This window comes from Bifidobacterium parmae (assembly GCF_002860365.1).
Lineage (GTDB): Bacteria > Actinomycetota > Actinomycetes > Actinomycetales > Bifidobacteriaceae > Bifidobacterium > Bifidobacterium parmae.
In genome coordinates this window covers 86,120-112,456 of the sequence record NZ_NMWT01000013.1, presented here as the reverse complement: position 1 = coordinate 112,456, position 26,337 = coordinate 86,120, and the positions used below count along the sequence as shown (strand labels likewise).

General features: G+C 67.0%; 17 protein-coding genes and 1 pseudogene. 14 read left to right on the top strand and 4 right to left on the bottom strand.

Annotated features, from left to right (window positions below):
* The first annotated feature begins 228 nt into the window (after positions 1–228).
* Complete coding sequence (locus tag Uis4E_RS05920; protein WP_165784868.1) at positions 229–960, top strand: MIP/aquaporin family protein; 732 nt, start codon at positions 229–231, stop codon at positions 958–960.
* Between the two features lie 388 nt (positions 961–1,348).
* Here the strand turns inward: Uis4E_RS05920 and Uis4E_RS05915 are convergent, their stop codons facing one another.
* The gene (locus Uis4E_RS05915; protein WP_479855852.1) at positions 1,349–4,093 is read right to left on the bottom strand and encodes an HAD-IC family P-type ATPase; all 2,745 of its coding nucleotides are present in this window, start codon (positions 4,091–4,093) and stop codon (positions 1,349–1,351) included.
* 135 nt (positions 4,094–4,228) lie between these two features.
* Positions 4,229–4,585, bottom strand: a pseudogene (locus Uis4E_RS12355) (cupredoxin domain-containing protein); the annotation flags it as partial.
* 199 nt (positions 4,586–4,784) lie between these two features.
* Between Uis4E_RS12355 and Uis4E_RS05910 the strand changes: the two are divergent.
* From Uis4E_RS05910 to Uis4E_RS05845, 13 genes are all read left to right on the top strand, one after another.
* Positions 4,785–5,066 (top strand): metal-sensitive transcriptional regulator, encoded by a 282-nt coding sequence (locus tag Uis4E_RS05910; protein WP_101622280.1) that lies wholly within the window; start codon positions 4,785–4,787, stop codon positions 5,064–5,066.
* A gap of 96 nt (positions 5,067–5,162) precedes the next feature.
* Entirely contained in the window at positions 5,163–5,804 is a 642-nt protein-coding gene (locus Uis4E_RS05905) for an orotate phosphoribosyltransferase (RefSeq protein WP_101622279.1), read from the top strand.
* Positions 5,805–5,816: 12 nt separating this feature from the next.
* A complete protein-coding gene (locus Uis4E_RS05900) occupies positions 5,817–6,737 on the top strand; it encodes a TrmH family RNA methyltransferase (RefSeq protein WP_101622278.1) in 921 nt (306 codons plus the stop codon).
* A gap of 119 nt (positions 6,738–6,856) precedes the next feature.
* Positions 6,857–9,094, top strand: coding sequence for a hypothetical protein (locus tag Uis4E_RS05895; protein WP_101622277.1), 2,238 nt, complete (start codon positions 6,857–6,859; stop codon positions 9,092–9,094).
* A 200-nt stretch (positions 9,095–9,294) separates the two neighbouring features.
* A complete protein-coding gene (gene gatC, locus Uis4E_RS05890) occupies positions 9,295–9,594 on the top strand; it encodes an Asp-tRNA(Asn)/Glu-tRNA(Gln) amidotransferase subunit GatC (RefSeq protein WP_101622276.1) in 300 nt (99 codons plus the stop codon).
* 6 nt (positions 9,595–9,600) lie between these two features.
* Positions 9,601–11,151 carry an Asp-tRNA(Asn)/Glu-tRNA(Gln) amidotransferase subunit GatA gene (gene gatA, locus Uis4E_RS05885; RefSeq protein ID WP_101622275.1) on the top strand — a complete coding sequence of 517 codons (1,551 nt, stop codon included), beginning with the start codon at positions 9,601–9,603 and terminating at the stop codon, positions 11,149–11,151.
* 31 nt (positions 11,152–11,182) lie between these two features.
* A complete protein-coding gene (gene gatB / locus Uis4E_RS05880; RefSeq protein WP_101622274.1) occupies positions 11,183–12,682 on the top strand; it encodes an Asp-tRNA(Asn)/Glu-tRNA(Gln) amidotransferase subunit GatB in 1,500 nt (499 codons plus the stop codon).
* Between the two features lie 1,199 nt (positions 12,683–13,881).
* Positions 13,882–14,835, top strand: a complete 954-nt coding sequence (locus Uis4E_RS05875) for a hypothetical protein (RefSeq protein ID WP_101622273.1) — start codon at positions 13,882–13,884, stop codon at positions 14,833–14,835.
* A gap of 1,009 nt (positions 14,836–15,844) precedes the next feature.
* Positions 15,845–16,918: a GNAT family N-acetyltransferase gene (locus Uis4E_RS05865; RefSeq protein ID WP_101622318.1), complete on the top strand. Its 1,074-nt coding sequence runs from the start codon at positions 15,845–15,847 to the stop codon at positions 16,916–16,918.
* Positions 16,919–17,079: 161 nt separating this feature from the next.
* Positions 17,080–17,394 carry a DUF2469 domain-containing protein gene (locus Uis4E_RS05860; RefSeq protein ID WP_033494454.1) on the top strand — a complete coding sequence of 105 codons (315 nt, stop codon included), beginning with the start codon at positions 17,080–17,082 and terminating at the stop codon, positions 17,392–17,394.
* Positions 17,395–17,586: 192 nt separating this feature from the next.
* Entirely contained in the window at positions 17,587–19,191 is a 1,605-nt protein-coding gene (locus tag Uis4E_RS05855; protein ID WP_101622317.1) for an NAD(P)/FAD-dependent oxidoreductase, read from the top strand.
* Positions 19,192–19,394: 203 nt separating this feature from the next.
* Positions 19,395–21,527: a transcription termination factor Rho gene (gene rho, locus Uis4E_RS05850; RefSeq protein ID WP_101622271.1), complete on the top strand. Its 2,133-nt coding sequence runs from the start codon at positions 19,395–19,397 to the stop codon at positions 21,525–21,527.
* A 539-nt stretch (positions 21,528–22,066) separates the two neighbouring features.
* Positions 22,067–23,350 (top strand): ABC transporter substrate-binding protein, encoded by a 1,284-nt coding sequence (locus Uis4E_RS05845; RefSeq protein WP_101622270.1) that lies wholly within the window; start codon positions 22,067–22,069, stop codon positions 23,348–23,350.
* Between the two features lie 82 nt (positions 23,351–23,432).
* Here the strand turns inward: Uis4E_RS05845 and Uis4E_RS05840 are convergent, their stop codons facing one another.
* Entirely contained in the window at positions 23,433–24,359 is a 927-nt protein-coding gene (locus Uis4E_RS05840; protein WP_101622269.1) for a DUF4392 domain-containing protein, read from the bottom strand.
* Between the two features lie 51 nt (positions 24,360–24,410).
* Positions 24,411–26,273, bottom strand: coding sequence for an acetyl/propionyl/methylcrotonyl-CoA carboxylase subunit alpha (locus Uis4E_RS05835; RefSeq protein WP_101622268.1), 1,863 nt, complete (start codon positions 26,271–26,273; stop codon positions 24,411–24,413).
* Positions 26,274–26,337 lie beyond the last annotated feature (64 nt).

The following is a 26,337-nucleotide window of genomic DNA, read 5'->3' as shown; positions in this document are numbered from 1 at the left end:
GCGAAACATGGGGTTGGCATGCGTGCTTGTCTTGCCCGCCCTCAGTCGGGTCTGTCCGACAGCTCCCGCCGGCGGGAGCGGAAATATATCGCGTCCGTGGGCGGCGTGGGGCGACGGTGGAGCCAACCAGTTCAGCCCTCGGCGTATGCTTGGCTCGTTTGTTTGTCTCCCGCCTTTCGGGCGGCCGCATCATCAATCCAGACAAGAACAAGAAGAAAAGAAGAAGCAGTGGAATACTCCCTCTTTACCAAGCTGGCCGCCGAGTTCTTCGGCACCGCCATCCTGATGATCTTCGGCAACGGCTCCGTCGCCAACGTCGAGCTCAAGAACACGAAGGGCCACCACGCCGGCTGGCTCAACATCGCCATGGGCTACGGCTTCGGCGTCATGTTCCCGGTGCTCATGTTCGGCGCGGTCTCCGGCGCCCACATCAACCCGGCCATGACCCTCGCGCAGGCCATCAACGGCATGTTCCCGTGGGACGAGGTGCTGCCGTACATCATCGCGCAGCTGCTCGGCGCCGCGCTCGGCCAGTTCATCGTGTACCTCACGTACTACCCGCACTACAAGGACACCGATGACGCCGAGGCCATCCTCGCCACGTTCTGCACCACCGACGCGGACAACAAGAAGCTCAACTACTTCCTCAACGAGATGTTCGGCACGCTCGTGCTCGTCTTCGGCGCGCTGTGCTGCCTGATGGACCCGTGGGGCGAGAAGGATCCGGCCGCCGCCGCGATCGTCGTCGGCTTCATCGTGTGGGGCCTTGTCACCTCCATGGGCGGCCCGACCGGCCCCGGCCTGAACCCGGCCCGCGACCTCATGCCGCGCGTCCTGCACGCCATCCTGCCGATCCCGTCCAAGGGCACGTCCCGCTGGAACGAGGCGTGGATTCCGGTCGTCGCCCCGATCGTGGGCGCGATCGTCGGCGCCTGGCTGTTCAAGGCGTTCTTCGCGTGACGAACAGCCCGGTGGGCTGTTCGTGGCAGTGGGCGGCGAAACGTCGCGAACACTGCATGGACAGGGCGTGATATGTAGTCGCGCATAATGAGAAACCGGCCCGTCGGCCCTGTGTATTGCGGGGCGACGGGCCGGTTTCGTTATATGGTTTTTGCTTCGGTCCGCCTTCGGCGGGCGACTCCTTTTGAAGGGGATTGGGGACGCTGCTGAAGTTACGTTCCAGCTATCTCTCCCCCAGTCAGCCTGCGGCTGACAGCCCGTCCTGCAGTTACGGACGGCCTTCGGCCGACCTCATATCGGCTCGCCTGTCGGCTCGCACATCGCCTGCAAACGCCTCTGGCGTTTGCTTGACGGCGATGTCCCGTCAGAGGGGGCCAAGGGGGCGGAATCAGTGCTCCAGGAAGATCTGGGGGGCCTTGGCGAAGTTGTTGGCGCAGTGCTCGCCGCAGAAGTAGTAGGTCTTGCCCTCGTACTCGCGGGTGATCGCGTCCGCGTTCACCGCGACCGTCATGCCGCACACCGGATCGGTGGCGGTCTCGCCCTCGGCGGGGGCGGCGTGGTGCATGGCCATGTGGTCGTGGTGCATGTGGTTCATTTCCATGGTGTTCTCCTTCGTTGTGGTTGATGGGGAAGTGCTGGTGGTGAGGGAGATGCGTTCGTCGATGATGACGCGGGGGATGAGGTCGGCGGTGCTGTGGTCGACGCTGCCGGTGCTGGTGCCGGTACTGGCACCAGCACCGGACACCCTCTCAGTCGGCTTCGCCGACAGCTCCCCCTCGGAGGGGGAGCAGGAAGAAACCGCCGACGGCTGGATGGAGGAGCCTGACGGCTCTCCTGTTCGGGAGGTGCTGGCTTCGGGGGCGATGCGTGTCTCCTTGACTGACTTCGCCGCCGATGCCTTCGTTCGGTCGGCTGTGGGGCGGGGGGAGCGGGCGCCGGAGGCCGTCGCCGTCACGACATTGTCGCTGAGGGTGATGCGGTTGAGGCGGTTGGCGTTGAGGACCAGACAGACGGAGCTCAGGGCCATCGCGAGACCGGCGATCATCGGGCTCAGCAGCCATCCGGTGAGCGGGTAGAGTACGCCTGCCGCGATCGGGATGCCGATCACGTTGTAGCCGAACGCCCATCCGAGGTTCTGCCGGATGTTGCGCATCGTCGCCTGCGACAGGTTGATTGTACGGATCACGCCGCGCAGGTCGCCGCTCATCAGCGTCACGTCCGCGGACTGCATCGCCACGTCTGTGCCGGTGCCGATCGCGAATCCCAGATCCGCCTGCGTGAGCGCGGGCGCGTCGTTGATGCCATCGCCGACCATCGCGATCAGACCCTCATGCGGCTCATGCTGCAATCGTTCGATCCAGTACGCCTTCCCGTCGGGCCTGACCTGCGCGATCACCGTGTCGATGCCGACCTCGCGCGCGATGCCGGCCGCCACCTCGGCCTTGTCGCCGGACAGCATGACCGTGCGGATGCCGGCCGCGCGCAACGCGGCCACCGCCTCCTTCGAACCGGGCTTGACCGTATCACGCTCATAGCTGGGGCGGCTCCAATCCGCGGAATCCGCGTCGGCCACGCCGCGCGTGATCGTGCCGGTCTTGTCGAACACGACCGTGCCGATCTCGCGTGCCCGTTCCAGCGCCTTCGCGCTGGTCACGAGCACGCCGTTCGTCGCGCCCACGCCGGTCGCCGCCGTGACCGACAGCGGCGTCGCGAGTCCCAGCGCGCACGGGCATGCGATGATGAGCACGCTCACCGCCGTGACCAGCGCGTGCGCGAGCTTCGGATCCGGACCGAGCGCCAGCCAGATCGCGAACGTCCACACGGCGATGATGAACACGGCCGGCACGAACACGCGGGCGATGCGGTCGGCGAGACGCTGCACCGGCGCCTTCGTCGCCTGGGCGCGTGCCACCATCGCGACGATCTGCGAGAGCACGGTGTCGCCGCCGGTCTGCGTGACGCGCATGAGCAGGTTGCCGCGCAGCACCACGGTCGCGCCGGTGAGCGTGGACGGGCGGGCGGGAGTGGGCCCCTCGGAAGCCGTGGTATCGCCATCGCCGTCGGCGAATGTGTACGGTTCGGAGGGTGTTGTGCGGGGTTCGGAGTCGAATGTGTATGGTTCGGCACCCAACGTGTAGGAATCCGGACCAGACGTGTAGTCGTTTTCGGCGAACGTGTGGGGTGCGGTCGTGAAGACCGGGGTCTTGCGCACCGGACGGGACTCGCCGGTGATCATCGACTCGTCCACCTCGGCCTCGCCCGCGACGACCACGCCATCGGCCGGAATGCGTTCTCCCGCCTTGATTACGAGCAGGTCTCCGGGCTTCACCTCATCGATATCGACGTCGTGGAAGGCGCTTGGATTGAGCCAGCGTTCGCCCGTCCGCGAAGCGGTCTTCACGACAGGGGCGTGCAGGTTCGTATCGGAATGCTGCACGTTGCCCTCGGAATCGTGCACGTTCGCCCCGGAACCATGCACATTGCCGTCCGAACCATGCACAACACCTTCGGAATCATGCACGTTCGCCCCGGCCACGGGTTCCCCGGCTCCTGAAACCTGCGCAGCGGCCTTCTCAACCTTTTCAAGCTTGTGTGCGACGCGCGGGCGCAGCTTGATAAGACTCTGCACCGCCTTGCCGGTGCCCTCGCGCGCCTTCGTCTCCAGCAGGCGGCCGACGAGCACGAGCGTGATGACCACGCCCACCGACTCGAAATACGGTTCGCGCGAGCCCTCGGGCAGCAGCCATGGCGCGATGCACACGAGCAGGCTGTACAGGTAGGCGGCGCCCGTGCCCAGCGAGACGAGCGAGTTCATATCCGGCGCGCGATGGCGCAGCGCGGGGAACCCGACCTGATGGATCGGCGCGCCGCAGTAGAACATGACCGGCGTGATGAGGATCGCCTGCCACCACGGGTTCGTGAGCCAGTCCGGCAGCAGCATGTGGTTCGCCATGTGGATCATCATCACCGCGAACACCGGGAGCGTCAGCACCGTGCCGATCGCGACCAGCTTGGTGAGGTTGCGGATCTCGCTCCGCCGTTCCTCGGCTTCGCGTGCCTCGTTCGCCGCGTAATCCGTCGCGGAGGCGTCCGACGGCGTATCGGCGCTGCCGAGGGACGGTGTGCCTGCCATACCATGATGCGCCGTGCGCCCGGCCACGTCGGCGGCGGGCGCACCCGTGGACCCGGCTCCCGCTCCATCCGTTTCGACGGCACTTGCCGCTTCGCCGGCGCCCGTCCCGTCGCCCTCGACGCGCAGCAGGCCGTGCACCATGTTCATGCCGCAGGCGAACGGGTAGTCGCCGGCCGGCAGTGCGGGCAACCGCACCTCGGTGGCCGTGTTGCCGGGCAGCATCGCGTCGAGCCCCAAGTCGCCGAACACCACGTGCGACGTGCATTCTCCGGTCTCCTGCCGGTCGAAGTTCAGCGTGATCGGCACGCCGGCGCGCATCGTCACCACATCGGGGGAGTAGCCGCCCTTCACGGTGATGGTGGCGCGCTGGACGCCTTCGTGCAGTTCGCCGGCCACGCCCTTGCGCTCGCCGAAGAAGAACCGCAGGATGAGCCACGTCGCGAGCGCCGCGACGACCAGTGCGGCGACGCACGTGAAGATGTTCAGTTCCATGTCCGCTCCTCGTTCTCGTCTCAGTCCATCGTATACCGCCTCACAGTGTATACCCAATACCCCTATGGGGTATATACTGGATGGTGTTTTCCGCACGGCGAACGGCACGGGGCCAACGGCCGGCCCGTTGCGGAAACGGCGGAAACGGTGGAACGACGGAACTGCGGAATGATGATGCGGCGACGAAAGGAGACTCGCGATGCACGGCTACGGCTACGACAAGACGAAGGTGCTGGCGCGGTTGCGGCGCATCGAGGGGCAGGTGCGCGCCATCGAGCAGATGGTGGACGACGACAAGTACTGCATCGACGTGCTCACGCAGATCTCCGCCGCGAATTCGGCGCTCAAATCCGTGGCGCTGTTGCTGCTCGACGACCATCTCAACCATTGCGTGCGGCAGGCGTCGGCCGAAGGCGGCGACGTGGCCGACGAGAAGCTCGCCGAGGCGTCCGCCGCCATCGCGCGCCTCGTGCGCTCGTGACGGTGCGTGTGTGCGGTCGTGACGGTGCGTGCGCCCGGCCTGCGGCGGTGCGCACGCCCGCGTCCCGTGACGAGGGCGCGCCGTACCCTATGGAATATGAGTGATTCAGGATTCCGCGCCACCGGCCCCGCCGACCTGCACAACGAGCCCATCGACTTCGCCGCACTCGACCCGCGCGAGCAGCTCCGCGCCCTGCTGCGCGAGCGCGTCGCCGGCAAGCCGTTCTCCGAACTGTACGCGGTGACGCTCGACCATCACGGTGCGGCCGTGATGGGCCACGTCCTGCTCGACACGTTGGAGGACGCCGGCTATTCCGTCGACGATTACGACGCTGTCGGCGCGCTGACCGCCGCCTCCGTGCCGCTCGTCGGCTCGATGATCCAGGCCGCCGCCTCCCGCGGCGAGAACCTCGACGGATTCGTCATGGACTTCGTGTTCCCGTCGATTAAGGGACCGTCGATCAAGGGCAAGCGCGTGCTGCTGCTCGACGCGTGGCTGTCCGAGAAATCCTACGTGCAGACCAGTTCACTCGTCACGCTGCGCAACGGCAACGAGCTGAGCCTCGACTTCTCGATCGTCGAGCACGAGGGCGCGAGCGTCGTGGCCGTCGCCTCGCTGGTCGGCGGCGTCGGCAAGGGCGCGGACGAGCATGAGATCACCGTCATCAGCCCGGTCGACGGCGCTCGGCACGAGGTGCCGTTCATCCAGGTGTTCCACGAGTCCGATTTGGCGGAGTAGACGAAACCAGATATGCATCCTCGTAATCCTATTGATGTGGAAGGCGAGCGGTCCGGGGAGCCGGTGTTCCGCGAGGTGGGCGTCGGGCCGTGGACCGAGGCGCATCCCGGCGAGCCGCGGCCGGACGATCCGTCGTCGCCGTTGTACGCCGACCGCCTCCGCTACGACCCGGAACTGCTCGACCGGGGCGATCGGCGCAACGTGCTCGACCGCTACCGGTACTGGACGGTCGCCGCGATCAAGGCGGATCTGGACGCGCGCGGACGCCACGATTTCGAGGTCGCCATCGAGAACTGGACGCACGACTTCAACATCGGCTCGATGGTGCGCACCGCCAACGCGTTCCAGGCGCGGCGCGTGCACATCGTCGGCCCGCACAAGTGGAACCGCAACGGCGCGCTGATGACCGAACTGTACCAGCACATGGAGCATCACGCGTCGATCGCGGCGATGGTGCGCTGCTGGCGCATGCGCATCGCCGGCGAGATCGCGGCCGAGCGGGCGCGCGCCGGTGCGGCCGCGTTCCACGCGCACGAGGCCGCCGCCCGCGCGACGGCCGCCGTGCGCGGAACGTCGGTCGCGGCGGACGGCGCCGTGGCGCGTCAGGCCGCCGTGCGCGCCGCGCAGGCGCCGTTCCTCGCGGAACTCGACGCCGCCGAGACGCGCATACGCGAGCTGGAGGCGGCGCGCGTCGTCGCGATGGACATCGTGCCCGGCGCCGTGCCGATGGAGCGGTACGCGTTCCCGAAACGCTGCCTGCTGCTGTTCGGCGCGGAAGGTCCGGGACTGACCGAGACCGCGCTCGACCTCGCCGACGACGTCGTGTACATCTCGCAGTTCGGTTCGGTGCGGTCGATCAACGCGGGCGCGGCGGCGGCCGTCGCCATGCACAGCTGGATCGCGCAGCACGCGGTTTGTGCCCCGCGCGCATGACGGGTAAAGTGCGTGGTGGGGGAACGTGAGACGGCGAAGTCGACGTTGTTGATTTTGACGGTTGCAACGATTCCCGTCAGGAGATGAACGCAGGAGTTCCTGCAGGAAGAACGAGAATCATGATGAAGCAATCGAAGCGATCATGGCGTATCGGCATCGCGGTGCTCGCCGCCGCGGCGACACTGGGCATCGGCGCGCCCGCCGCATGGGCGGCCGACGGCGACGCGGCCCTCACACCGGCGCCGGCGGCGTCCACGACGCTCGCGGACACGCCCGTGCCGCTGGCCGACCAGGTGGACGGCTGGCAGGCGAAGCTCGACGCCGCCAACGATGGCGACACGGTCACGCTGAGCGGCACCATCGCCGACAGCCTGGTCGTCAGGAAGAAGATCACCATCACGGCCGCGGAAGGCACCGTGTTCACCGGCAGCCTGCGCATCAACGCCTCCGGCGTGACCGTGAAGGGCGTGACGTTCACGCTCGACCCGGCCACCAGCACGAACGCGCAGAACGTGATCGTCAGCAACAAGGCGACCGGCGTGACCATCACCGGCAACACGTTCGTCATCGCCGCGGGCGACCCGGCGACCGGCGCCTCGCAGAACAAGGACTGGCAGCCCAGCTCCGTGTGGCTTGAGGGCGGCGCGAACGGCACCGTCATCAGCGGCAACACGTTCAAGCTCGGGCAGGTCGTCAACAACTCGGCCGTCGGCGTGAACATCATCGGCAACGGCACGAACCCGATCAGCGGAACGAAGATCGAGAACAACACCGTCACCGCCGGCCCGATCTCCGGCGCCGGCACGTCCGGATCGATGATGTTCGTCGTCGGCAACGGCAACACCGCGGCCGGCTCCTACGGCATCACCGACACCACCATCAGCGGCAACACGGTGACGAACGCCACCGGCCTCGCCGCCGACAAGTCGAGGACGTACGGCATCGCCGTCACCGCCACGAAGAACACCACCGTCAGCGGCAACACGATCGAAGGCTATGCGGCCGTCTCCTACAGCGTGTGGCCGAGCCAGGGCCCGAACGTCGGCCTGACCGTCAGCGGCAACACGCTCGACTCCTTCGCCGGCGTGCTGCTCGGCAACTACGTGACGCAGGGCGGCGCGACCATCAAGGACAACACGTTCGGCGAGAACACGCAGTACCCGTACAACGGCGGCAGCGTCCTCGTCGCCGACCAGGACGGCAAGAACTACGCGTCCGTCGCCGCCGCGCTCGCCGCGGGCGCCACCAAGGTCACGCTGCTGCAGAACGTCGCCGAGGACGTGACGATCCCCGCCGGCAAGACCGTCACCATCGACCTCAACGGCTACACGCTCACCAACAAGACCGCCGACACGATCGTCAACAACGGCACGCTCACCGTCACCGACTCCAGCGCCAAGAAGACCGGCGTCGTCGACAACGTGACGCACGGCAAGGCCGCGGTCAAGAACACGATCGGCGCGACCGCCACGCTCGACGGCGGCACGTTCCGCCGCTCCCAGGAGGCCGGCTCCGACCCGAAGAACAACGGCGGCAACTCGTTCTACACGCTGCAGAACATGGGCGCGATGACCATCAACGACGGCGTCACCGTCGAATCCAAGCTCGCCGACGGCACCCCGTCCAAGTTCTCCAGCGTCATCGCCAACGGCTTCCGCAACGGCATCAAGGACAACCCGGACGAGAAGACCGCCGAACTCACCATCAACGGCGGCACCATCACCGGCGGCCTGTACATCAAGAACGACGAATACGGCAAGCTGACCGTCAACGGCGGCACCATCACCGGCACGTCGGCGGCCGTGCTCAACTACGGCACCGCCGAGATCGCCGGCGGCACGCTCACCGCGACGAACGACGACGCGCGCATCGTATGGAACATCCGCGTCGACAAGTCGGCCACCAGCGCGCCCGGCACGCTCACCGTCAGCGGCGGCACCATCACCGCGACCGGCGAGCAGACCGCGATCTACCAGGACCAGAGCCGGGGCACCGGCGCGATCGCCATCAACGGCGGCACCGTGCAGGGCCCGATCGCCCAATCCGACGCCAAGGCGGACGCGGCCGACGCCGGATTCTCCATCAGCGGCGGCACGTTCACCATCAAGCCGAACGCCGGCTACCTCGCCGACGGCTACGAGGTGATCGAGAACGCCGACGGCACGTTCGGCGTGAAGAAGACCACCCCGGAGCAGCCGGGCAAGCCGGAAAGCAAGCCGGAGGCGACCAAGCCCGCCACCAAGCCGGCGAACAAGCTGTCCGCCACCGGCTCCAGCGTCCTGCAGGTCGCCGCCGCGGCGATCGCGCTGATCGCCGTCGCCGGCGGCATGGTCGCCGTTTCGCGCAGGCGTCGCTGAACGCGACGGCGCGCCGGAACGCGGATAGCGCGACGGTGCGCCGGAACATGACCGGACGATAGCCGTCCGACGGTCCGGCGATCGTCCGGCGACGGTCAAGCGATCGTCCGGCGATCGTCCGGCGACAGTGGGGGCCCGGTGCCATCGAACGCATGGCACCGGGCCCCCGCGTGTCATAAATTGCTCGTATAGTTAGGCGCATGCCTACATTCACACGCGAAGAAATCGTGCATTTGGGCGATCTGGCCCGAATCGCGCTCACCGATGAGGAGATCACCCGTCTGCAGGGCGAGCTGAACGTCATCGCCGATTCCATCAACAAGGTCCAGGAGGTCGCCTCCGACGACGTCGAACCGACCGCCAACCCGGTCCCGCTCGAGGCGTACCTGCGCCCGGACGTGCCGGTCACGCCGCTGACGCAGGCCGAGGCGCTCGCCGGCGGCCCGAAGACCGAGGCCGGCATGTTCGTCGCGCCGCGCATCCTGGGAAGCGAGGAGTGAGCCGATATGACCGAAGCAACCAACGAACTCGTCAAGCTGTCCGCCGCCGAGATGGGCGCGGCCATCAAGAAGGGCGACGTCTCCAGCCGTGAACTGGTCGACGCGCACCTCGCCGTGATCGAGGCCGCCGAGCCGAGCATCAAGGCGTTCCTCAAGGTCTCCGGCGACGTGGCCCGCGAGCAGGCCGACGCCTTCGACGCGAAGTCCGCGGACGAGAAGGCCGCCCTGCCGCAGCTGGCCGGCGTGCCGATCGCCATCAAGGACATGATCGTCACCAAGGGCATCGAGACGACCGCCGCCTCGAAGATCCTCGAAGGCTGGATTCCGCCGTACGACGCGACCGTGATCGAGAAGCTCAAGGCCGCCGGCATGCCGATCCTCGGCAAGACCAACCTGGACGAGTTCGCGCAGGGCTCCTCCACCGAGCACTCCGCCTACCAGACCACCCACAACCCGTGGGACACCGACCGCGTGCCCGGCGGCTCCGGCGGCGGCTCCGCCTCCGCGGTGGCCGCGTTCGAGGCCCCGCTCGCCCTCGGCACCGACACCGGCGGCTCCATCCGCCAGCCGGGTGCCCTGACCGGCACCGTCGGCGTGAAGCCGACCTACGGCGGCGTCTCCCGCTTCGGCGCGATCGCCATGGCCTCCTCGCTCGACCAGATCGGCCCGGTCTCCCGTACCGTGCTCGACTCCGCGCTGCTGCAGGAGATCATCGGCGGCAATGACCGCCGCGACTCCACCTCCATCCCGGAGGGCCCGCGTCCGATGGTCGCCGCCGCGCGCGAAGGCGCGAAGCGCGACCTGAAGGGCGTGAAGGTCGGCCTCATCAAGGAGCTCAGCGGCGACGGCTTCCAGGCCGGCGTCTCGGCCCGCTTCAACGAGGCCGTCGACAAGCTCAAGGAGATGGGCGCCGAGGTCGTCGAGGTCTCCTGCCCGCGCCTCGAATACGCGCTCGGCGCGTACTACATCATCATGCCGTCCGAGGTCAGCTCCAACCTGGCCCGCTACGACGGCATGCGCTACGGCCTGCGCGTCATGCCGCCGGCCGGCGTGCCGCAGACCGCCGCCAACATGATGGCCTACACGCGTGAGGCCGGATTCGGCGACGAGGTCAAGCGCCGCATCATCCTCGGCACCTACGCGCTGTCCGCCGGCTACTACGACGCCTGGTACGGCTCCGCGCAGAAGGTGCGCACGCTCATCATCGAGGACTTCAAGAAGGCGTTCGAGCAGGTCGACGTGCTCGTCTGCCCGACCAGCCCGACCACCGCGTTCAAGCTCGGCGAGAAGACGTCCGACCCGCTGGCCATGTACATGAACGACATCGCGACCATCCCGGCGAACCTCGCCGGCGTGCCCGCCATGTCGATCCCGGCCGGCCTGTCCGACGACGGCCTGCCGGTCGGCTTCCAGTTCATCGCGCCGCAGCAGCGCGACGAGGTCATGTACAAGCCCGCCGCCGCGCTCGAAGCCGCGCTCGAAGAGGACTGGAACGGCCCGATCTGGAAGGACCTCAAGGCCCCGTGGCTCGACGGTCTCGCCGGTTCCGCCAAGTGAGTGACATCGGAAGGATTACAAGGACAACATCATGGCTGAAAAACTGATGAAGTACGCCGATGCCACCAAGAAGTACGATGTGGTGTTCGGCCTTGAGACGCACGTCGAGCTGTGCACGACGACCAAGCTGTTCTGCCCGGCCGAAGTGAGCTTCGGCGGCGAGCCGAACACGCAGCTCACCCCGGTGAGCCTCGGCCTGCCCGGCTCGCTGCCGGTCGTCAACAAGACGGCCGTCGACTACGCGATCAAGCTGGGTCTCGCCCTGCACTGCGAGATCGCCGAGTGGAGCCAGTTCGCCCGCAAGAACTACTTCTACCCGGACATGCCGCGCGACTACCAGATCTCCCAGTACGACAAGCCGACCAACGGCAACGGCTACCTGGACGTCGAACTGGAGGACGGCACCGTCTTCCGCGTGCCGATCGAGCGCGCCCACATCGAGGACGACGCCGGCAAGAACACCCACGTGGGCGGCGCCGACGGCCGCATCGAAGGCGCCGACCACTCGCTGGTCGACTACAACCGCGCCGGCGTGCCGCTCATCGAGATCGTGACCAAGCCGATCGAGGGCGCGGGCGACCGCGCTCCGGAGATCGCCGGCGCGTACATGCGCGCCATCCGCGACATCGTGCGCGCGCTGGGCATCTCCCACGCCCGCATGGAGCAGGGCAACATGCGCGCCGACGTGAACGTGTCGCTGCGCCCGTCCGCCGACGCCCCGTACGGCACCCGTTCCGAGACCAAGAACGTGAACTCGTTCCGCGGCATCGAGAAGACCATCCAGTACGAGATCCGCCGTCAGGCCGCGCGCCTCGACGAAGGCAAGGAGATCCTGCAGGAGACCCGCCACTGGGACGAGGCCACGCAGACCACCGCCGGCGGCCGTCTCAAGTCCGACGCGGACGACTACCGCTACTTCCCGGATCCGGATCTGGTCATGCTCCACATCACCAAGGAGCACATCGCCGAGATGGAGGCGCAGATGCCGGAGATGCCGCGCGAGCGCCGCAACCGTCTCAAGGCCGAATGGGGCCTGACCGACCTGCAGCTGCGCGACATCCTCAACGCCGACGCCCTCGACCTGATCGAGGAGACCGTCAAGGCCGGCGCGACCGCCGGCGGCGCGCGCAAGTGGTGGCTGGGCGAGCTGTCCCGCGAAGCCAACGCGAAGGGCGTCTCGCTTGAGGAGCTGCCCGTCACCCCGGCCGACGTGGCCGAGGTCGAGAAGCTCATCGCCGACGGCAAGCTCAACGACAAGCTCGCCAAGCAGACCATCGCCGGCGTGCTCGCCGGTGAAGGCACCCCGGACGAGGTCGTCAAGAAGCACGGCTACAAGATCGTCGAGGACTCCGGTGCCATCGAGGCGGCGGTCGACGCGGCGTTCGAAGCCAACCCGGACGTCGTCGAGAAGCTCAAGAGCGGCAACATGAAGCCGATGGGCGTGATCATCGGCGCCGTGATGAGGGCGACGCGCGGCCAGGCCGACGCGAAGGCCGTCACCAAGATCGTCATGGGCAAGATCAAGGGCTGATTTGATTGGTTGGTCGGTCGGTTGACCGTTTGGTCAGTTGATCGGCCGGTCGGATCGGTTGATTCGATTGGCTGGCTGGATCGCTGGGCTCGGGGAGTCCCCTACGGGGCCGGCCGGGCACAATGCGATGCACTAGGTAGGGGAGTTTCTCCGCTTATCAGGCGGGGGCTCCCCGCCGTAGGCCGGGCTGAAGGGGTCGAGCGGGAAACCGCTAGGCCCCTTTGTCATGCGAAGAGAAGGGCATCGCATGGATAGCCGCGTCTGCGGCCCCGATGCGGTGGCCGACCACCCTCAGTCGGCTGTGCCGACAGCTCCCGCCGGCGGGAGCGAGGGGTGTGGCTTGCGGGGGTTGGCGGCGGGAGGACCACCCTCAGTCGGCCGCGCCGACAGCTCCCGCCGGCGGAGGTGTGTGGCTTTGTCAGGTTTTGCCGGCAGGAGCATGCCATGTGGTCCCTCTCGGTCTGCTTCGCCGGAAATTCCCCGTCGGCGTGGAGCGGGGCACCCGTCGAACGTCATCACGTGGTAGGCGGTCCCCGACGGATTCCGCCGGAGGGCTCGGGATGTGTGGTGCTGGGCGCGTTTTCCTGGTCCACCATCGCTCCCTCCGGTGGGAGCGAGGAGAGACGGGTCGAGGTTGTGTCGATCTGTCATCCGCGATTCGATGAGGGAGCCTTATGTCCATATCGCTTCGCGGAGATGCCGCTCCGCGAAGCATGCCAGTCATCGTCCGCCCGGATTGTTTCGCTGCGCCACTCCAGCGAAACGAAACGGGAGCCGGGACTACACGCTGTTTCGCTGAGATGTCGCTCCGCGAAACGGTCCGGTTATCGCATTGCCGTTTCGCTTCGCGTCCCGCCCTTTCCGGGAACTGGTTCGTTTCGCGTCCCACCCTCTCAGGGAACTGGTTCGTCTCGTATCCCACCCCTCCGGGAACTGCTTCGCTTCGCTCGGACTTCGGGGGACTGCTGCGACGCGGCGATCGGTGCCGTGGATGACCGGATGGTCCCCGGGAATCATCGTGAACCCGGTTATCCACATGGCACGATATACCTGACCGGACCGTATGTCTTGTATGCGAATCCGCATCGTTCCAACGAAAACGCGATGCCGCCGAACCGTGACACGCCGAGGTTCGGGGCTCTGACCACATGCCCCGGAATCGTTGGCGCCGCTCGGCAAGCCGCATTTACCGTTGGAACATGAGACGACACAAGGAAGTCGCGGCACTGATCAAGACCGCGCAAGCCGAGCGCCGATGCGTATTCGGCAGCACATCCGCGCAACGGCAGGCTCTGGCGCGCCGTGTCCACGCGAAGGAACTGCATCGCGCCGCCCCCAACATGTATGCCGATGTGTTGTACTGGCAATCGTTGGATCCCCCCGAGCGGACGCTGCATCTCGCGCGTGCGATGCATGTCCGGCATGACTCGTGGCGGTTCGGTGGCATCACCGCGGCCGCGGCGCACGGGTTCGAGCATCAGTGGAGTCTTCACGACGGTACGGTCACCGTCCTCACTGCGACGAAAGGCACCGTCATGGGCGAGAAGCGACAGGTGAAGCTGCTGCGTTCGCCGTCTCGTCGATGCGTGACGGCCAATGGCATCCCCGTGACAGACGGCGCGCGAACCGTGGTCGATTGCGGTCTGCTGCTTGGCTTCCGGGATGTCTTGCCGATTATGGATTCGGCGTTGGCGAAAGGCGTGACCGTCGACGACGTGCTGGCCGCATGCAGTGGAACGCGCCGTGATTACACTCCCATATTCCAATTGTTGCGGTATGCGAACCCGTTGAGCGAGAACGGCGGAGAATCATTGGCGCGGGCCACGATGATCGAACAGCGGTTCATGATTCCACAGATCCAGGTCGCGTTCACCGATCCCGATACGGGGAAATCGTATCGCGTGGATTTCGTGTGGCGGCTGGCCGATGGACGGATCGTCGTCGGAGAATTCGACGGTACGCAGAAGTATGTGGATCCCGGCATGGCGAATCGGAGGAGCATCCAAGGCGTGGTACTGGCGGAACGTGAACGTGAGGCCGCATTGCGTCGAGCAGGGGTGACGGCGATTGTCCGGTTCACATTCGATGACGTGGTCCAATGCAATCCGCTTTGCAACAAACTGCTGGGTGCCGGAGTGCCCTGCATGGGTTGACGTACGACGGAGGTGAACGCGTCCTTGGGCCTGCCGACGCGGGGTGCCCGCATGGGTTGACGTACGGGCCGCGTGGTCCGCGACTGCATTGCCGGGTCCGGACGATCGCACACCTCATGTGGCAGCCCTCCGGCGATGCAAAGCTGGTGCGCAGTCGCTGCGGGGGAGGCGTCCGAGCTGTGTGATGGCTGGTTTGTTTCGCTGAGACTGTCCGATATGGTTCCGAACCGTCTTGGATGGGTTCCGGAGTCCCGAACCGTCTTGGATGGGTGCCGGAGTCCCGGACGGTCTTGGATGGGTGCCGGATGGTCCGAGGCAGCCCCGTACGGTCTTGAACGGTTCCGGATGGTTCGATACGGTTCCGTACAGCCCCAGCGAAACGACAGCGGCACCTGATATCCGCAGTGTTTCGCGGGTGCGAGATGAGCGGGTGGTGTGGTGTCCGTTTTGTTTCGCGGGAACGGGTTGGCGAAACAGGGAGGATGTGTTGTTCCTTCGGTGTTTCGCGGTGGTGGAATGGTGAGGTGGTGTGGTGACCATATTGTTTCGCGGGGAACGGCAGGCGAGATGAGCGGGTGGTGTGGTGTCCGTTTTGTTTCGCGGTGGTGGAATGGTGTGGCGGTGTGGTGACCATATTGTTTCGCGGGGAAGTTGAGGGGAGCGGGGAGGGAGAGGAGGAAAGGCGAGGGGAGCGGGGGCGCTCGGCCCCTTTGTCATGCGAGGAGAAGGGCATCGCGTGGATAGCCGCGTTTGCGGGCCCCGATGCGGTGGCCGACCACCCTCAGTCGGCTGTGCCGACAGCTCCCGCCGGCGGGAGCGGGATGGGGGTTGCCGGGTTTGACGAGGGGAGCGGGTGGCGGGAGCGAGTGGCGGGAGCGGGTGGCGGGAGCGGGAAAGCGGTCAGGGGGTTTTCAGGGTTTATGCAGACGAGTAGGATAGTTTCGTCAATGATTGGTTTCAACGAGGCGATACCGATCAGGCGAACGAATGCGAGGGAATGGACAAGGAAATGACTGAGCACACGGAAGCAACGGTGGCCGAGCCGCGGCGAGACCTGCCGGAGCGCATCGTGATTCCGCCCATCCGCGGCGAAATGGTGCATCTGCGTCCCGCCACCGTGGAGGATCTGCCCAAGCTCGACGAGCTGGAGGCCTTCAGCGGCGCCACCAAGATCACCGGCAAGGACGCGGCCGCCGAACGCGCCGTCGTCCACGCGTGGGTCCGTCGTTCCGTCGCCTGGACGGAAGGCCGCGCGCCCAGCGAATCCGGCGTGGGGGATCCGGAATCCCGTCGCACGATGGCATGGGCGCTGCTCACCGACGCCGATCATGACGATGATCACGTGGTCGACGCCGCATCCACCGGCAACGTCATCGGCATGATCTTCCTCATCGACATCGACGGATGGTCCAAGTCCGCGCGCATCCAGGTCATCCTCGGCAAGGACTACCGCGGCCGCGGCTACTCGCGCGACGCGATGCCGCGCGTCATGACCTACGGTTTCGCCCCCGAACCCGCCGGCCTCGGCATGCACCGCATCTGGGTGGCCGTGCCCGAACAGAACTCGCGGTCCGTGTCCGTCTACCAGTCGCTCGGATTCGAGCCGTCCGGCACGTCGCGCGACGCGCTGTGGGATCCGGTCAGCGGCAAATACCAGGACCTCATCGTCATGGACACGCTCGTCGACGAATACGATCCGATCCGCTCGCTCGACGCGTTCGGCATGCACGTCATCGAGGAGAATCCCGGTGTGAAGGAGGCGCTGAGCGCGCGCGAACACTCGATCGCCATCCAGCAGCGCACCGGCGGCGCGGCGCAGGACGCCGCCGCGGATCGGCGGGACGCGCGGCGCACCGCCGCCGCGGACGCGCCGAGTCGCGACGACGCGCACCACATGACGCCCGACGAGGCGCGCGCACGGCTCGGACTGCCGCCGAAGCACACGGAACCGGCGACGGCTGCGCACGCCGTCGAACCGGACGAGGAAAGCAACTGGCCGTACGGGCAGAGCGAACGCAAGACGTCCAAGGACGCGTGGTGGCGCACGCTCGGCCGCGGGCGCAAACGCGAATCGGAGAAATAACGGGCTACCGCTACAGTGGTAGCCGGTAGAGTACGACAGAACGAGACGGGCCGCATCGGCGACGGGATTGCCGCGATGCGGTCCGTTGGTTTGCGAGGGACGGTGCGGCATGGAGCCGCGCCGGACCGGACGACCCAAGCATCGAAGGACAAGCGATAGACATGAGTGCCGAGGATCTCGACAACTACGAAACCGACGCCGAACTGGCGCTGTACAAGGAATACCGCGACGTCATCAAGCTGTTCACCTACGTGGTGGAGACCGAACGCCGCTTCTATCTGGCGAACAAGGTGGACTTCAACGTGCGTTCGGCCGGGCAGGACGTGTACTTCGACGTGCAGCTCACCGACGCGTGGGTGTGGGATGTGTACCGTCCGAGCAGGTTCGTGAAGAACGTGCGCATCGTGACGTTCAAGGACGTCAACGTGGAGGAAGTGCAGAAGACCGACATCGACATTCCCGACGACATCCACTGACGATGGAGGCGCGGGCGCGGAGGGGCGCGACGCGGGGCGCGCGTGCCGACCGTGCGGCGATCTTTCCTTGGATGCCGGAGTGCATTGAGAACGCGCACAAGTTGGGGCATATGTGAGGAAATGCACAGGAGCGGCGTGCGGTTCCGGGCGCTCCGGTAGGATATGCGTGATTTTTGTTTTAAGGAGATGAACGTGACCGACAAGCAATCCGTGGTGATCATCGGCGGCGGCCCGGCGGGCCTGACCGCGGCATGGGAGCTCATCAAGGACGGCGGCGCCGACAAGTATGACGTCACCGTGCTGGAGGAGACCCGCGAATTCGGCGGTATCTCGCGCACCGTGAAGCATAACGGCAACCGCATGGACATCGGCGGCCACCGTTTCTTCTCGAAGGACGACCGCATCATGGACTGGTGGAAGGACGTCCTGCCGCTGCAGGGCGCGCCCTCCTACGACGACAAGAAGCTCGGCCGCGAGCACGACATGGAGCCGGGCGGCCCCGATCCGGAGAAGGAAGACAAGGTGATGCTCAAGCGCCACCGCGTCTCCCGCATCTACTGGAACCGCCACTTCTTCGACTACCCGATCTCCCTGAGCCCCAACACGCTCAAGGCGATGGGCTTCAAGCTCACCATGGTCGCCGGCTTCTCCTACCTCAAGTCGATGGTCCACAAGCTGCCCGAAGACAACCTGGAGAACTTCTACATCAACCGCTTCGGCCGCAAGCTGTACTCGATGTTCTTCGAGGGCTACACGGAGAAGCTGTGGGGACGCCACCCTTCCCAGATCTCCGCCGACTGGGGCGCGCAGCGCGTCAAGGGCCTGTCCATCCTGGGCGTGCTCAAGAACGCGTTCCAGAAGCTGCTGCCCAAGAAGCGCTCCAACGCCGAAGTGGAGACCTCCCTCATCGAGGAGTTCTGGTACCCGAAGTACGGCCCCGGCCAGCTGTGGGAGACCGTCGAGCACAACTGCGAGGCCGCCGGCGTCAAGGTCGTCACCGACGCGAAGGTCGTCGAGGTCCGTCAGGACGGCGGCCACATCACGTCCGTCGTGACCGAGGACTCCGAAGGCAACCGCAACGAGCTCACCGCCGACCAGTTCATCTCCTCGATGCCGGTCAAGGACCTCGTCAACGCGATCGACGCCGGCCGCGAGTCCGTCGACGGCACGCACGCCCCCGCCGACATGGTCGAGGTCGCCAACGGCCTGCCGTACCGCGACTTCGTCACCGTCGGCCTGCTCGTCAAGCACCTGCGCCTCAAGAACACCACCGACATCCCCACCCTCGGCAACCCGCCGATCGTGCCGGACTGCTGGATCTACGTGCAGGACCCGGGCTACAAGGTCGGCCGCCTCCAGATCTTCAACAACTGGAGCCCCTACCTCGTCAAGGACGTCGACGACACCGTGTGGATCGGCCTCGAATACTTCTGCGAGGAAGGCGACGCCTTCTGGAACATGAGCGAGGAGGAGGCCACCAAGTTCGCCATCGCCGAGCTCACCCGCATGCACGTCATCGCCGGTCCCGCCGACGTGCTCGACTCCCACCGCGAACGCGTCAAGAAGGCGTACCCCGCCTACTTCGACACCTACTCGCGCATGGACGAGCTCGTCGAATACCTCGACGGCTTCGGCAACCTGTACTGCGTCGGCCGCAACGGCCAGCACCGCTACAACAACATGGACCACTCCATGGCCACCGCCATCGAGGCCGTCGGCAACATCAAGTCCGGCAAGACCTCGAAGAAGAACGTGTGGTCCGTCAACACCGACAAAAGTTATCATGAACAGAAGTAGTCGGTAAGGCGCGTCCTGACCAAGCCCCCTCGGAGAACCGAGGGGGCTTTTGCGTTGGTCGGCTCGACGTTGTAGAGTAAGTGCAGTTCGCGGGCATTGCATTGCGGCGAACGTTTCGAAGCGGCCGAGGCCGCAATCACATTTCAGGCGCGTGCCGGTGCGGTATGCCGTAACGGTGGGCGCTGTGGAAAGGTAAGAACACCGTGGCCAATAGCCAGAATCTTGAGGATATGAAGCTGCCGGAGCTCAAGGAGCTCGCCAAGCAGATGGGTTTGCGCGGTACGTCCACCATGCGCAAGCCGGAGTTGCTCGCCACGCTGCAGGCGGCCCGATCCGGCGGTGCGGCCCCCGAAGGCGTCACCGTGCGCGCGCCGAAGAAGACCACGAAGGCCGCGAAGTCGACCGCCAAGAGCGCGAAGACCGCGGCGAAGACCGGCGAGCAGGCCGCCGCCGAGCCGAATGCCGCCGCGACCGAGCAGGCCGCCGCCCCGGTCACCGAACAGCCGGCCGTCGAGCAGAACGCAGCCGCGCCCGCCGAGACCACCGCGCCCGCCGACAAGACCGCGGAATCCGCGATCGACGCCATCGACTTCCCCGCGCCGAAGTCCCGTCGCAACGCGCGCAAGGACGACGCCGAGGAGCGTCCCGCCCGCCGCGACCGCCGCACCAACGCCGCGGCCGACACCCCGCTCATCGACACCACGCACCTGCTCGACACGCTCGACCTCGGCAAGGCGACCGAGGAGCCGGAGCATCCGCGCGGCCGTCGTCACACCATCGACGAGAACGGCGACGAGATCATCGTCGCGAACGTGCGCCGCCGCCGTCGCCCGTCCGAGGAGAAGGAGCCGCAGGAGGAGGTCGTGCGCGACCTCGACGACATCCTCGCCACGCTCCCCACGCAGGACAACGCGCCGCGCAAGGACGACGACGAGGAGCCGCGCCGCGGTCGGAACGACCGCAACGCGCGCGGCGACCGTCGAGACCGCGGCGACGCGCGCGACGATCACGCGGATCGTCGCGGACGTCGCCTGCGCGGTCGCGGCCGCGACTTCGACGAGCGCGACGACCGCCGCAACAACCGTGACGACCGCCGCGACGCGGACCGCAACGACCGCGACGTGCGCGACCTGCGCTTCGACGACCGCGGCGACCGCAACGCGCGCAACGATCGCGGCGAGCAGAACGACCTCGTGCCGGTCGCCGGCATCGTCGACGTGCTCGACTCCTACGCGTTCGTGCGCACGTCCGGCTACCTGCCGGGACCGAACGACGTGTACGTCTCGATGGGGCAGGTCAAGAAGTACGGCCTGCGCAAGGGCGACGCCGTGCACGGCGCCATCCGCGCGCCGCGCGAAGGCGACCGCCGCAACCAGCGTCAGAAGTTCGTGCCGCTGCAGTCCATCGATTCGATCAACGGGATGACCGTCGAGCAGGCGCTGAACCGCCCGCAGTTCAACAAGCTGACGCCGCTGTACCCGCAGGAACGTCTCAAGCAGGAGACCACGCCGAACAAGCTGACCGGCCGCATCATGGACATCGTCTCGCCGATCGGCAAGGGCCAGCGCGGCCTGATCGTCTCCCCGCCGAAGGCCGGCAAGACGATCACGCTGCAGAACATCGCCAACTCGATCACCGCGAACAACCCGGAAGTCCACCTGATGGTCGTGCTCGTGGACGAACGCCCCGAGGAAGTCACCGACATGGAGCGCACCGTGCAGGGCGAGGTCATCTCCTCGACCTTCGACCGCCCCGCCTCCGACCACACCACCGTCGCCGAACTCGCCATCGAACGCGCGAAGCGACTCGTGGAGCTCGGTCAGGACGTGGTCGTGCTGCTCGACTCGATGACCCGACTCGCGCGCGCCTACAACATCGCCGCGCCCGCCTCCGGCCGCATCCTCTCCGGCGGCGTCGACGCGCAGGCCCTGTACCCGCCGAAGAAGTTCTTCGGCGCGGCCCGCAACATCGAGAACGGCGGCTCCCTGACCATCATCGCGTCCGCGCTGGTCGAGACCGGCTCCAAGATGGACGAGGTGATCTTCGAGGAGTTCAAGGGCACCGGCAACATGGAGCTGCGCCTGTCGCGCGAACTCGCCGACAAGCGACTCTTCCCGGCCATCGACATCAACGCGTCCGGCACGCGCCGCGAGGAGCTCATCACCGCGCCGCAGGAACTGCCGGTCGTCTACCGACTGCGCCGACTGCTCGGCGGCATGGAACCCGAGCAGGCGTACCAGACGCTCGTGCCGCGCCTCAAGAAGACCGCCACGAACCGCGACTTCCTCGCCGCGATCGTGCAGCAGACCGGCGGCGGCTCGGTCAACGGCAACTGAGTGGGGGGGGGCGGCCGGTCGGATGATCGGCCGGTGACCACCCCCAGTCGGCTTTGCCGACAGCCCCCGCCGGCGGGGGCGGATATCTGACCGGCCGGTTGACCGACCACCCCCAGTGGGCTTTGCCGACAGCCCCCGCCGGCGGGGGGGGCGGATGCCTGACCGGCCGGTTGACCGACCACCCCCAGTCGGCTTTGCCGACAGCCCCCGCCGGCGGGGGCGGTGCCTGTCATCGCGCAGCCCCGTCCGTAACGATTGTTACGGACGGGGCTCGTTCGTTTCGGGCCGATTACCGGCGGACGCACCGCGTTTCCGCGGGTTTTCGGGCGTCACCGGGCGGTTACACGGGAACAACGCGGCCGAATCACGCGCCTCGTACCGTCGGGAACCAAGATTCAAGCGAAACGGTTCACACGAATCACAGCGAGAATCCCGACATCACCGGTCGTCGGCGTCACGCCGGAAACCAGTCCCCGAACCCATCGCGACGGGAACGGAACGGCGGCGTCACGGCGTATAGAGAGGAACGTGATGAGGTCATGAAGCAAGCACGAACGAAGAAGACGACACACACGAGGATCATGGCGTTGACGGCGCTGGTCGCCGCCGCATCGATGGCGCTGGCCGGCTGCGGCTCGGCCGGCTCGAACGGCGCAAGCGATTCGGGGGCGAGCGGCGGCTCCGGCGCGTTCCTGGCGGCCGGCCTGTTCCCGACCACCGGTTCGATGGCGTACATCGGACCGTCCAACGTGGCGACGTTGAAGCTCGCCGTGGACGACATCAACGCGGCCGGCGGCGTGCTCGGCAAGGACGCGTCCAGCACCACCGCCGACACGTCCGACGCGGACCATGCCGACCAGAACACGTCCGCCGCGCAATCCGTGCTCAGCAAGAACCCGTCCGTTGTGATCGGCCCGCCGTCCAGCTCCGTCGTCAAGAACAGCTACAAGCAGGTGACCGCGGCCGGCGTGCCGATGATCTCCAACGGCGCCACCTCCACCGCGTTCAGCGGACTCGACAAGATGTTCTTCCGCACGATTCCGCCGGACACCGTGCAGGGCGCCGTGCTCGGCCAGGTCATCGCCCAGGCGGGCGTGAAGAACCTCGCCATCACGGTGTTCAACGACGAGTACGGCACGTCGCTGCGTGATGTCGTCGTCAAGACCGTCGAGGACGCGGGTGTGAACGTCGTCTACGGCGCGAAGGACACCTTCGACCCGACCGAAACGAACTTCTCGTCGATCGCCACCGCCGTGAAGGCCTCCAACCCGGATGCGGTGCTCGTCATCGCGTTCGACCAGACCGTCTCGCTCGTCAAGGCGCTCAAGACCGCCGGCGTCGACACGCACAAGCTGTACATGACCGACGGCAACACCGTCGACCATTCCGAGGACTTCGAATCCGGACTGATCGAAGGCACCACCGGCACCATCCCCGGCGCGCATCCGACCGACGAATTCCAGGCGCGCGTGAAGAAGATCGACCCGAAGGTCAAGGACTTCACCTACGCGGCCGAAACGTACGACGCGGTGATCCTCGCCGCGCTCGCCGCGCAGAAGGGCGGCGCGACCGACGGCAAGACCGTGGCCAAGAACCTGCCCGCCGTGTCCGGCGTGGGCGGCGGCGAGAAGTGCGACTCGTACAAGGCGTGCCTCGCGCTGCTGAAGGACGGCAAGGACATCCAGTACAAGGGACAGGCCAGCATCGGACCGTTCAACGACGCGCACGACCCGTCCACCGCGTCGATCGGCATCTACAAGTTCGGCGCCGACAACAAGCCCGTCTTCGACCACGCGCAGGAAGGCTCCGTGCCGAAGGCGTGAGGTTTCGTCGATAGCCGATAACCGACAGAGGGGTTGGGTTCCGGATGATGTTCCGGAACCCAACCCCTCTCTTCTTTGTGGCTCACGCCGCGAGGGCGCTCAGGGCGTCGATCTCGGCGTAGTAGCGGTCCGGTTCCAGGCCGTCGACGGTGGCGACGTTCGTCATGTGGACGCCGTCGAGGCCGCCGTGCGCGACGATCGTCTCCAACGTCTCGCGATGCCACGCGGACTTGAGATACGGGTCGATCTGCGGTTTGCCCATCGCGCGCATCGCGCAGACGAGCGCGTGCGCGCCCCAGTTCGACGTGCCGGACACGATGAGTTCGTCCGTCGCCACACGGCACGCGATCTTCTCGCCATGGTCGACGACGCCCTCGATCGCGTATTCGGCGACGCGGCCCATGCCGATCTCGTTGCCGCCGTCGCCCACGCCGATCGTGTGCAGCTGCAGCTGCGTGAGCCGGCTCAGCGGCGCCGTCCACTCGGTGATGTCGATGCCGCGCATGTTGCGCGGATGGCCGTCCGCCGCCGGTCCGACGCGTTCGATGTAGATGATCGTGTCGATGTCGTTCGCCTTCGCCAGGTCGATGACGCCGTTCATCCAGCCGTCGAACCGGTCGCGCACCGGCGCGATGAGGATATGGTCGTCCGGCAGCATCGTCGCCGCGCTCGGACGGATCACCGACTCGCAGCAGTCGTCCGTGACGAGCCACGCGTCGCCGCCGATCGCGCGCAACGCCATGCACACCTCCAGCGCGCCCAACGGGCCGTCCGTCTCGGCGGCCGGGACCTCGGCCTTCGGGATGTAGAAGCCGGTGACGACCAGCGCCTTGGCCGGTTTGCCGGTGACGAGCTGACGCGCCGCGCGGAACAGGTCGCCGCGCGAGAACGTCATCAGCGTCTCCGAACCGCGGCCCACGTCGCGGCCCGCCAGATTCGCGATCTTCGCGATCCGCGGGTAGAAGCGCCAGCTCGCGAGGTTCGCGATCGAAGAAGTATTGCTGTCCATGATGATTCCCTTCTCTTGTGGTGTGGTTTGCCCCTCGTCGGAGGGTCACGATCAGCGGACCTCGCCCAATTGGTCGTCGAAGGCGACCGTGTCGCCGGGTTTGGCTTGCTGGTGGACGGTTCCGTCTGCGGGGGCGCTGATCTCGGTCTCCATCTTCATCGCCTCGACTACGACCACCGGGTCGCCGGCGGCGACCGTCGTGCCGTCATCGACGAGCCAACGGACCACCGTGCCGGTGATCGTCGAACAAATCGCGCCGGCTGGACGCGCGTCGGCATTGGTCGCGCCCGCGGTACCGGCGGCGCCGGACGCGGGTGCGCCGGAACCTGCGAGACCGCCCGCGTCGGCGAGGCCGCCGACGCCTGCGAGCGTCGCGGCGAGCGTGGCGGGCAGGCCGAGCCGCATGCGCCGGCCGTCCAGTTCGATCCACGCGTTGACCGGTCGCGGCGCGACGCCGCGCGCGCCGGGAACGCCGGACGCGAGCGTCGCGGCGTCCGTGCGCGGCAGCAGGTCCTCCTCGATCCAACGCGTGTAGACGCGGAAACGGTCGGGGGAGGGCATCGCGGTGAAATCGGGATCGTTGATGACCGTCTCGTCGAACGCCTTGACCGTCGGAACGCCGTCGATCTTCAGCTCGGCGAGGGCGCGACGCGCGCGTGCCAGGCACGCGGCGCGCGTCGGCGCCCACACGACGAGCTTCGCCAGCATCGAATCGAACTGGTCGGGCACGATCGAACCGGCCGCGACGCCCGTGTCGAAACGGATGCCGGGACCGCTCGGCACGCGCAGGCCGTCGATCGTGCCGGGGAACGGGACGAACCCGCGCGACGGATCCTCCGCGTTGATGCGGAACTCGATCGCGTGGCCGTGGGGAGCGGCGTCGGCGTCCACGACGTCGCCGACGCCCGCACCCTCGGCGATCGCGAACTGCGCGGCCACCAGGTCGACGCCGCTCGTCACCTCGGTGACCGGATGTTCGACCTGGATGCGCGTGTTCACCTCCATGAACGACATCGTGCCGTCCGGGTCGACCAGGAACTCGACCGTGCCGGCGCTCGTGTACCGCGCGCGCTCGCAGATCGCGACCGCCGCGCGCTTGAGCCGTTCCTCCGTCTCCGGCGCGAGGAACGGGGCGGGCGCCTCCTCGATGAGCTTCTGATTGCGGCGTTGCAGCGAGCAGTCGCGCGTGCCGACCGCGACCACGCGACCGTGCGCGTCGCCGAGCACCTGCACCTCCACGTGGCGCGGACGGGCGAGGAAACGCTCGATGAAGCAGTCGCCGTTGCCGAACGCGACCTCCGCCTCATGCGTGGCGGAGACGAACGCCTCCTCGACGTCCTTGAGCTCGTGGACGACCTTGAGACCGCGCCCGCCGCCGCCATACACGGCCTTGATGGCGAGCGGCAGACCATGCTCGCGGGCGAACGCGACCACCTGCGCCGGGTCGCGCACCGGTTCCGTCGTGCCCGGAGCCATCGGCGCGCCCACGTCGGCGGCGATGCGGCGGGCCTCCACCTTCGAGCCGAGCATACGAATCGTCTCCGGACTCGGGCCGATCCACGTGAGACCGGCATCGATGACCGCCTGCGCGAAATCCGCGTTCTCGGAAAGGAAGCCGTAGCCGGGGTGTACGGCGTCCGCGTGGGCCTTGTTCTTCGCGATGTCGACGATCTTCGCGATGTCGAGATAGGTGGTCTTCGAGGTCGCGCCGTCGAGCGCGTAGGCCTCGTCGGCGAGATGGACGAACAGGGCGTCCGCGTCCGGGTCGGCGTAGACGGCGATGGCCGTGCGGCCCGTGTCATGGCACGCGTGGATGATGCGAACCGCGATCTCGCCGCGGTTCGCGACGAGGACGCGGGAGATGCGGCGGTGGTTGGTGGCTGGTGTGGTGGCTGGTGTTGATGTGGTGGGCATTGGAAAGGTGCTTCTTTCGCGGGGAGTGACATGGGCTGGTGCTGTGGGCGGAATCGGCCCCCCT

Coding starts and splice junctions, on each gene's coding strand:
- Uis4E_RS05915 (WP_479855852.1), bottom strand. CDS start 4,093: ATGGCAGGCACACCGTCCCTCGGCAGCGCCGATACGCCGTCGGACGCC.
- Uis4E_RS05910 (WP_101622280.1), top strand. CDS start 4,785: ATGCACGGCTACGGCTACGACAAGACGAAGGTGCTGGCGCGGTTGCGG.
- Uis4E_RS05905 (WP_101622279.1), top strand. CDS start 5,163: ATGAGTGATTCAGGATTCCGCGCCACCGGCCCCGCCGACCTGCACAAC.
- Uis4E_RS05900 (WP_101622278.1), top strand. CDS start 5,817: ATGCATCCTCGTAATCCTATTGATGTGGAAGGCGAGCGGTCCGGGGAG.
- Uis4E_RS05895 (WP_101622277.1), top strand. CDS start 6,857: ATGATGAAGCAATCGAAGCGATCATGGCGTATCGGCATCGCGGTGCTC.
- gatC (WP_101622276.1), top strand. CDS start 9,295: ATGCCTACATTCACACGCGAAGAAATCGTGCATTTGGGCGATCTGGCC.
- gatA (WP_101622275.1), top strand. CDS start 9,601: ATGACCGAAGCAACCAACGAACTCGTCAAGCTGTCCGCCGCCGAGATG.
- gatB (WP_101622274.1), top strand. CDS start 11,183: ATGGCTGAAAAACTGATGAAGTACGCCGATGCCACCAAGAAGTACGAT.
- Uis4E_RS05875 (WP_101622273.1), top strand. CDS start 13,882: ATGAGACGACACAAGGAAGTCGCGGCACTGATCAAGACCGCGCAAGCC.
- Uis4E_RS05865 (WP_101622318.1), top strand. CDS start 15,845: ATGACTGAGCACACGGAAGCAACGGTGGCCGAGCCGCGGCGAGACCTG.
- Uis4E_RS05860 (WP_033494454.1), top strand. CDS start 17,080: ATGAGTGCCGAGGATCTCGACAACTACGAAACCGACGCCGAACTGGCG.
- Uis4E_RS05845 (WP_101622270.1), top strand. CDS start 22,067: ATGAAGCAAGCACGAACGAAGAAGACGACACACACGAGGATCATGGCG.
- Uis4E_RS05840 (WP_101622269.1), bottom strand. CDS start 24,359: ATGGACAGCAATACTTCTTCGATCGCGAACCTCGCGAGCTGGCGCTTC.
- Uis4E_RS05835 (WP_101622268.1), bottom strand. CDS start 26,273: ATGCCCACCACATCAACACCAGCCACCACACCAGCCACCAACCACCGC.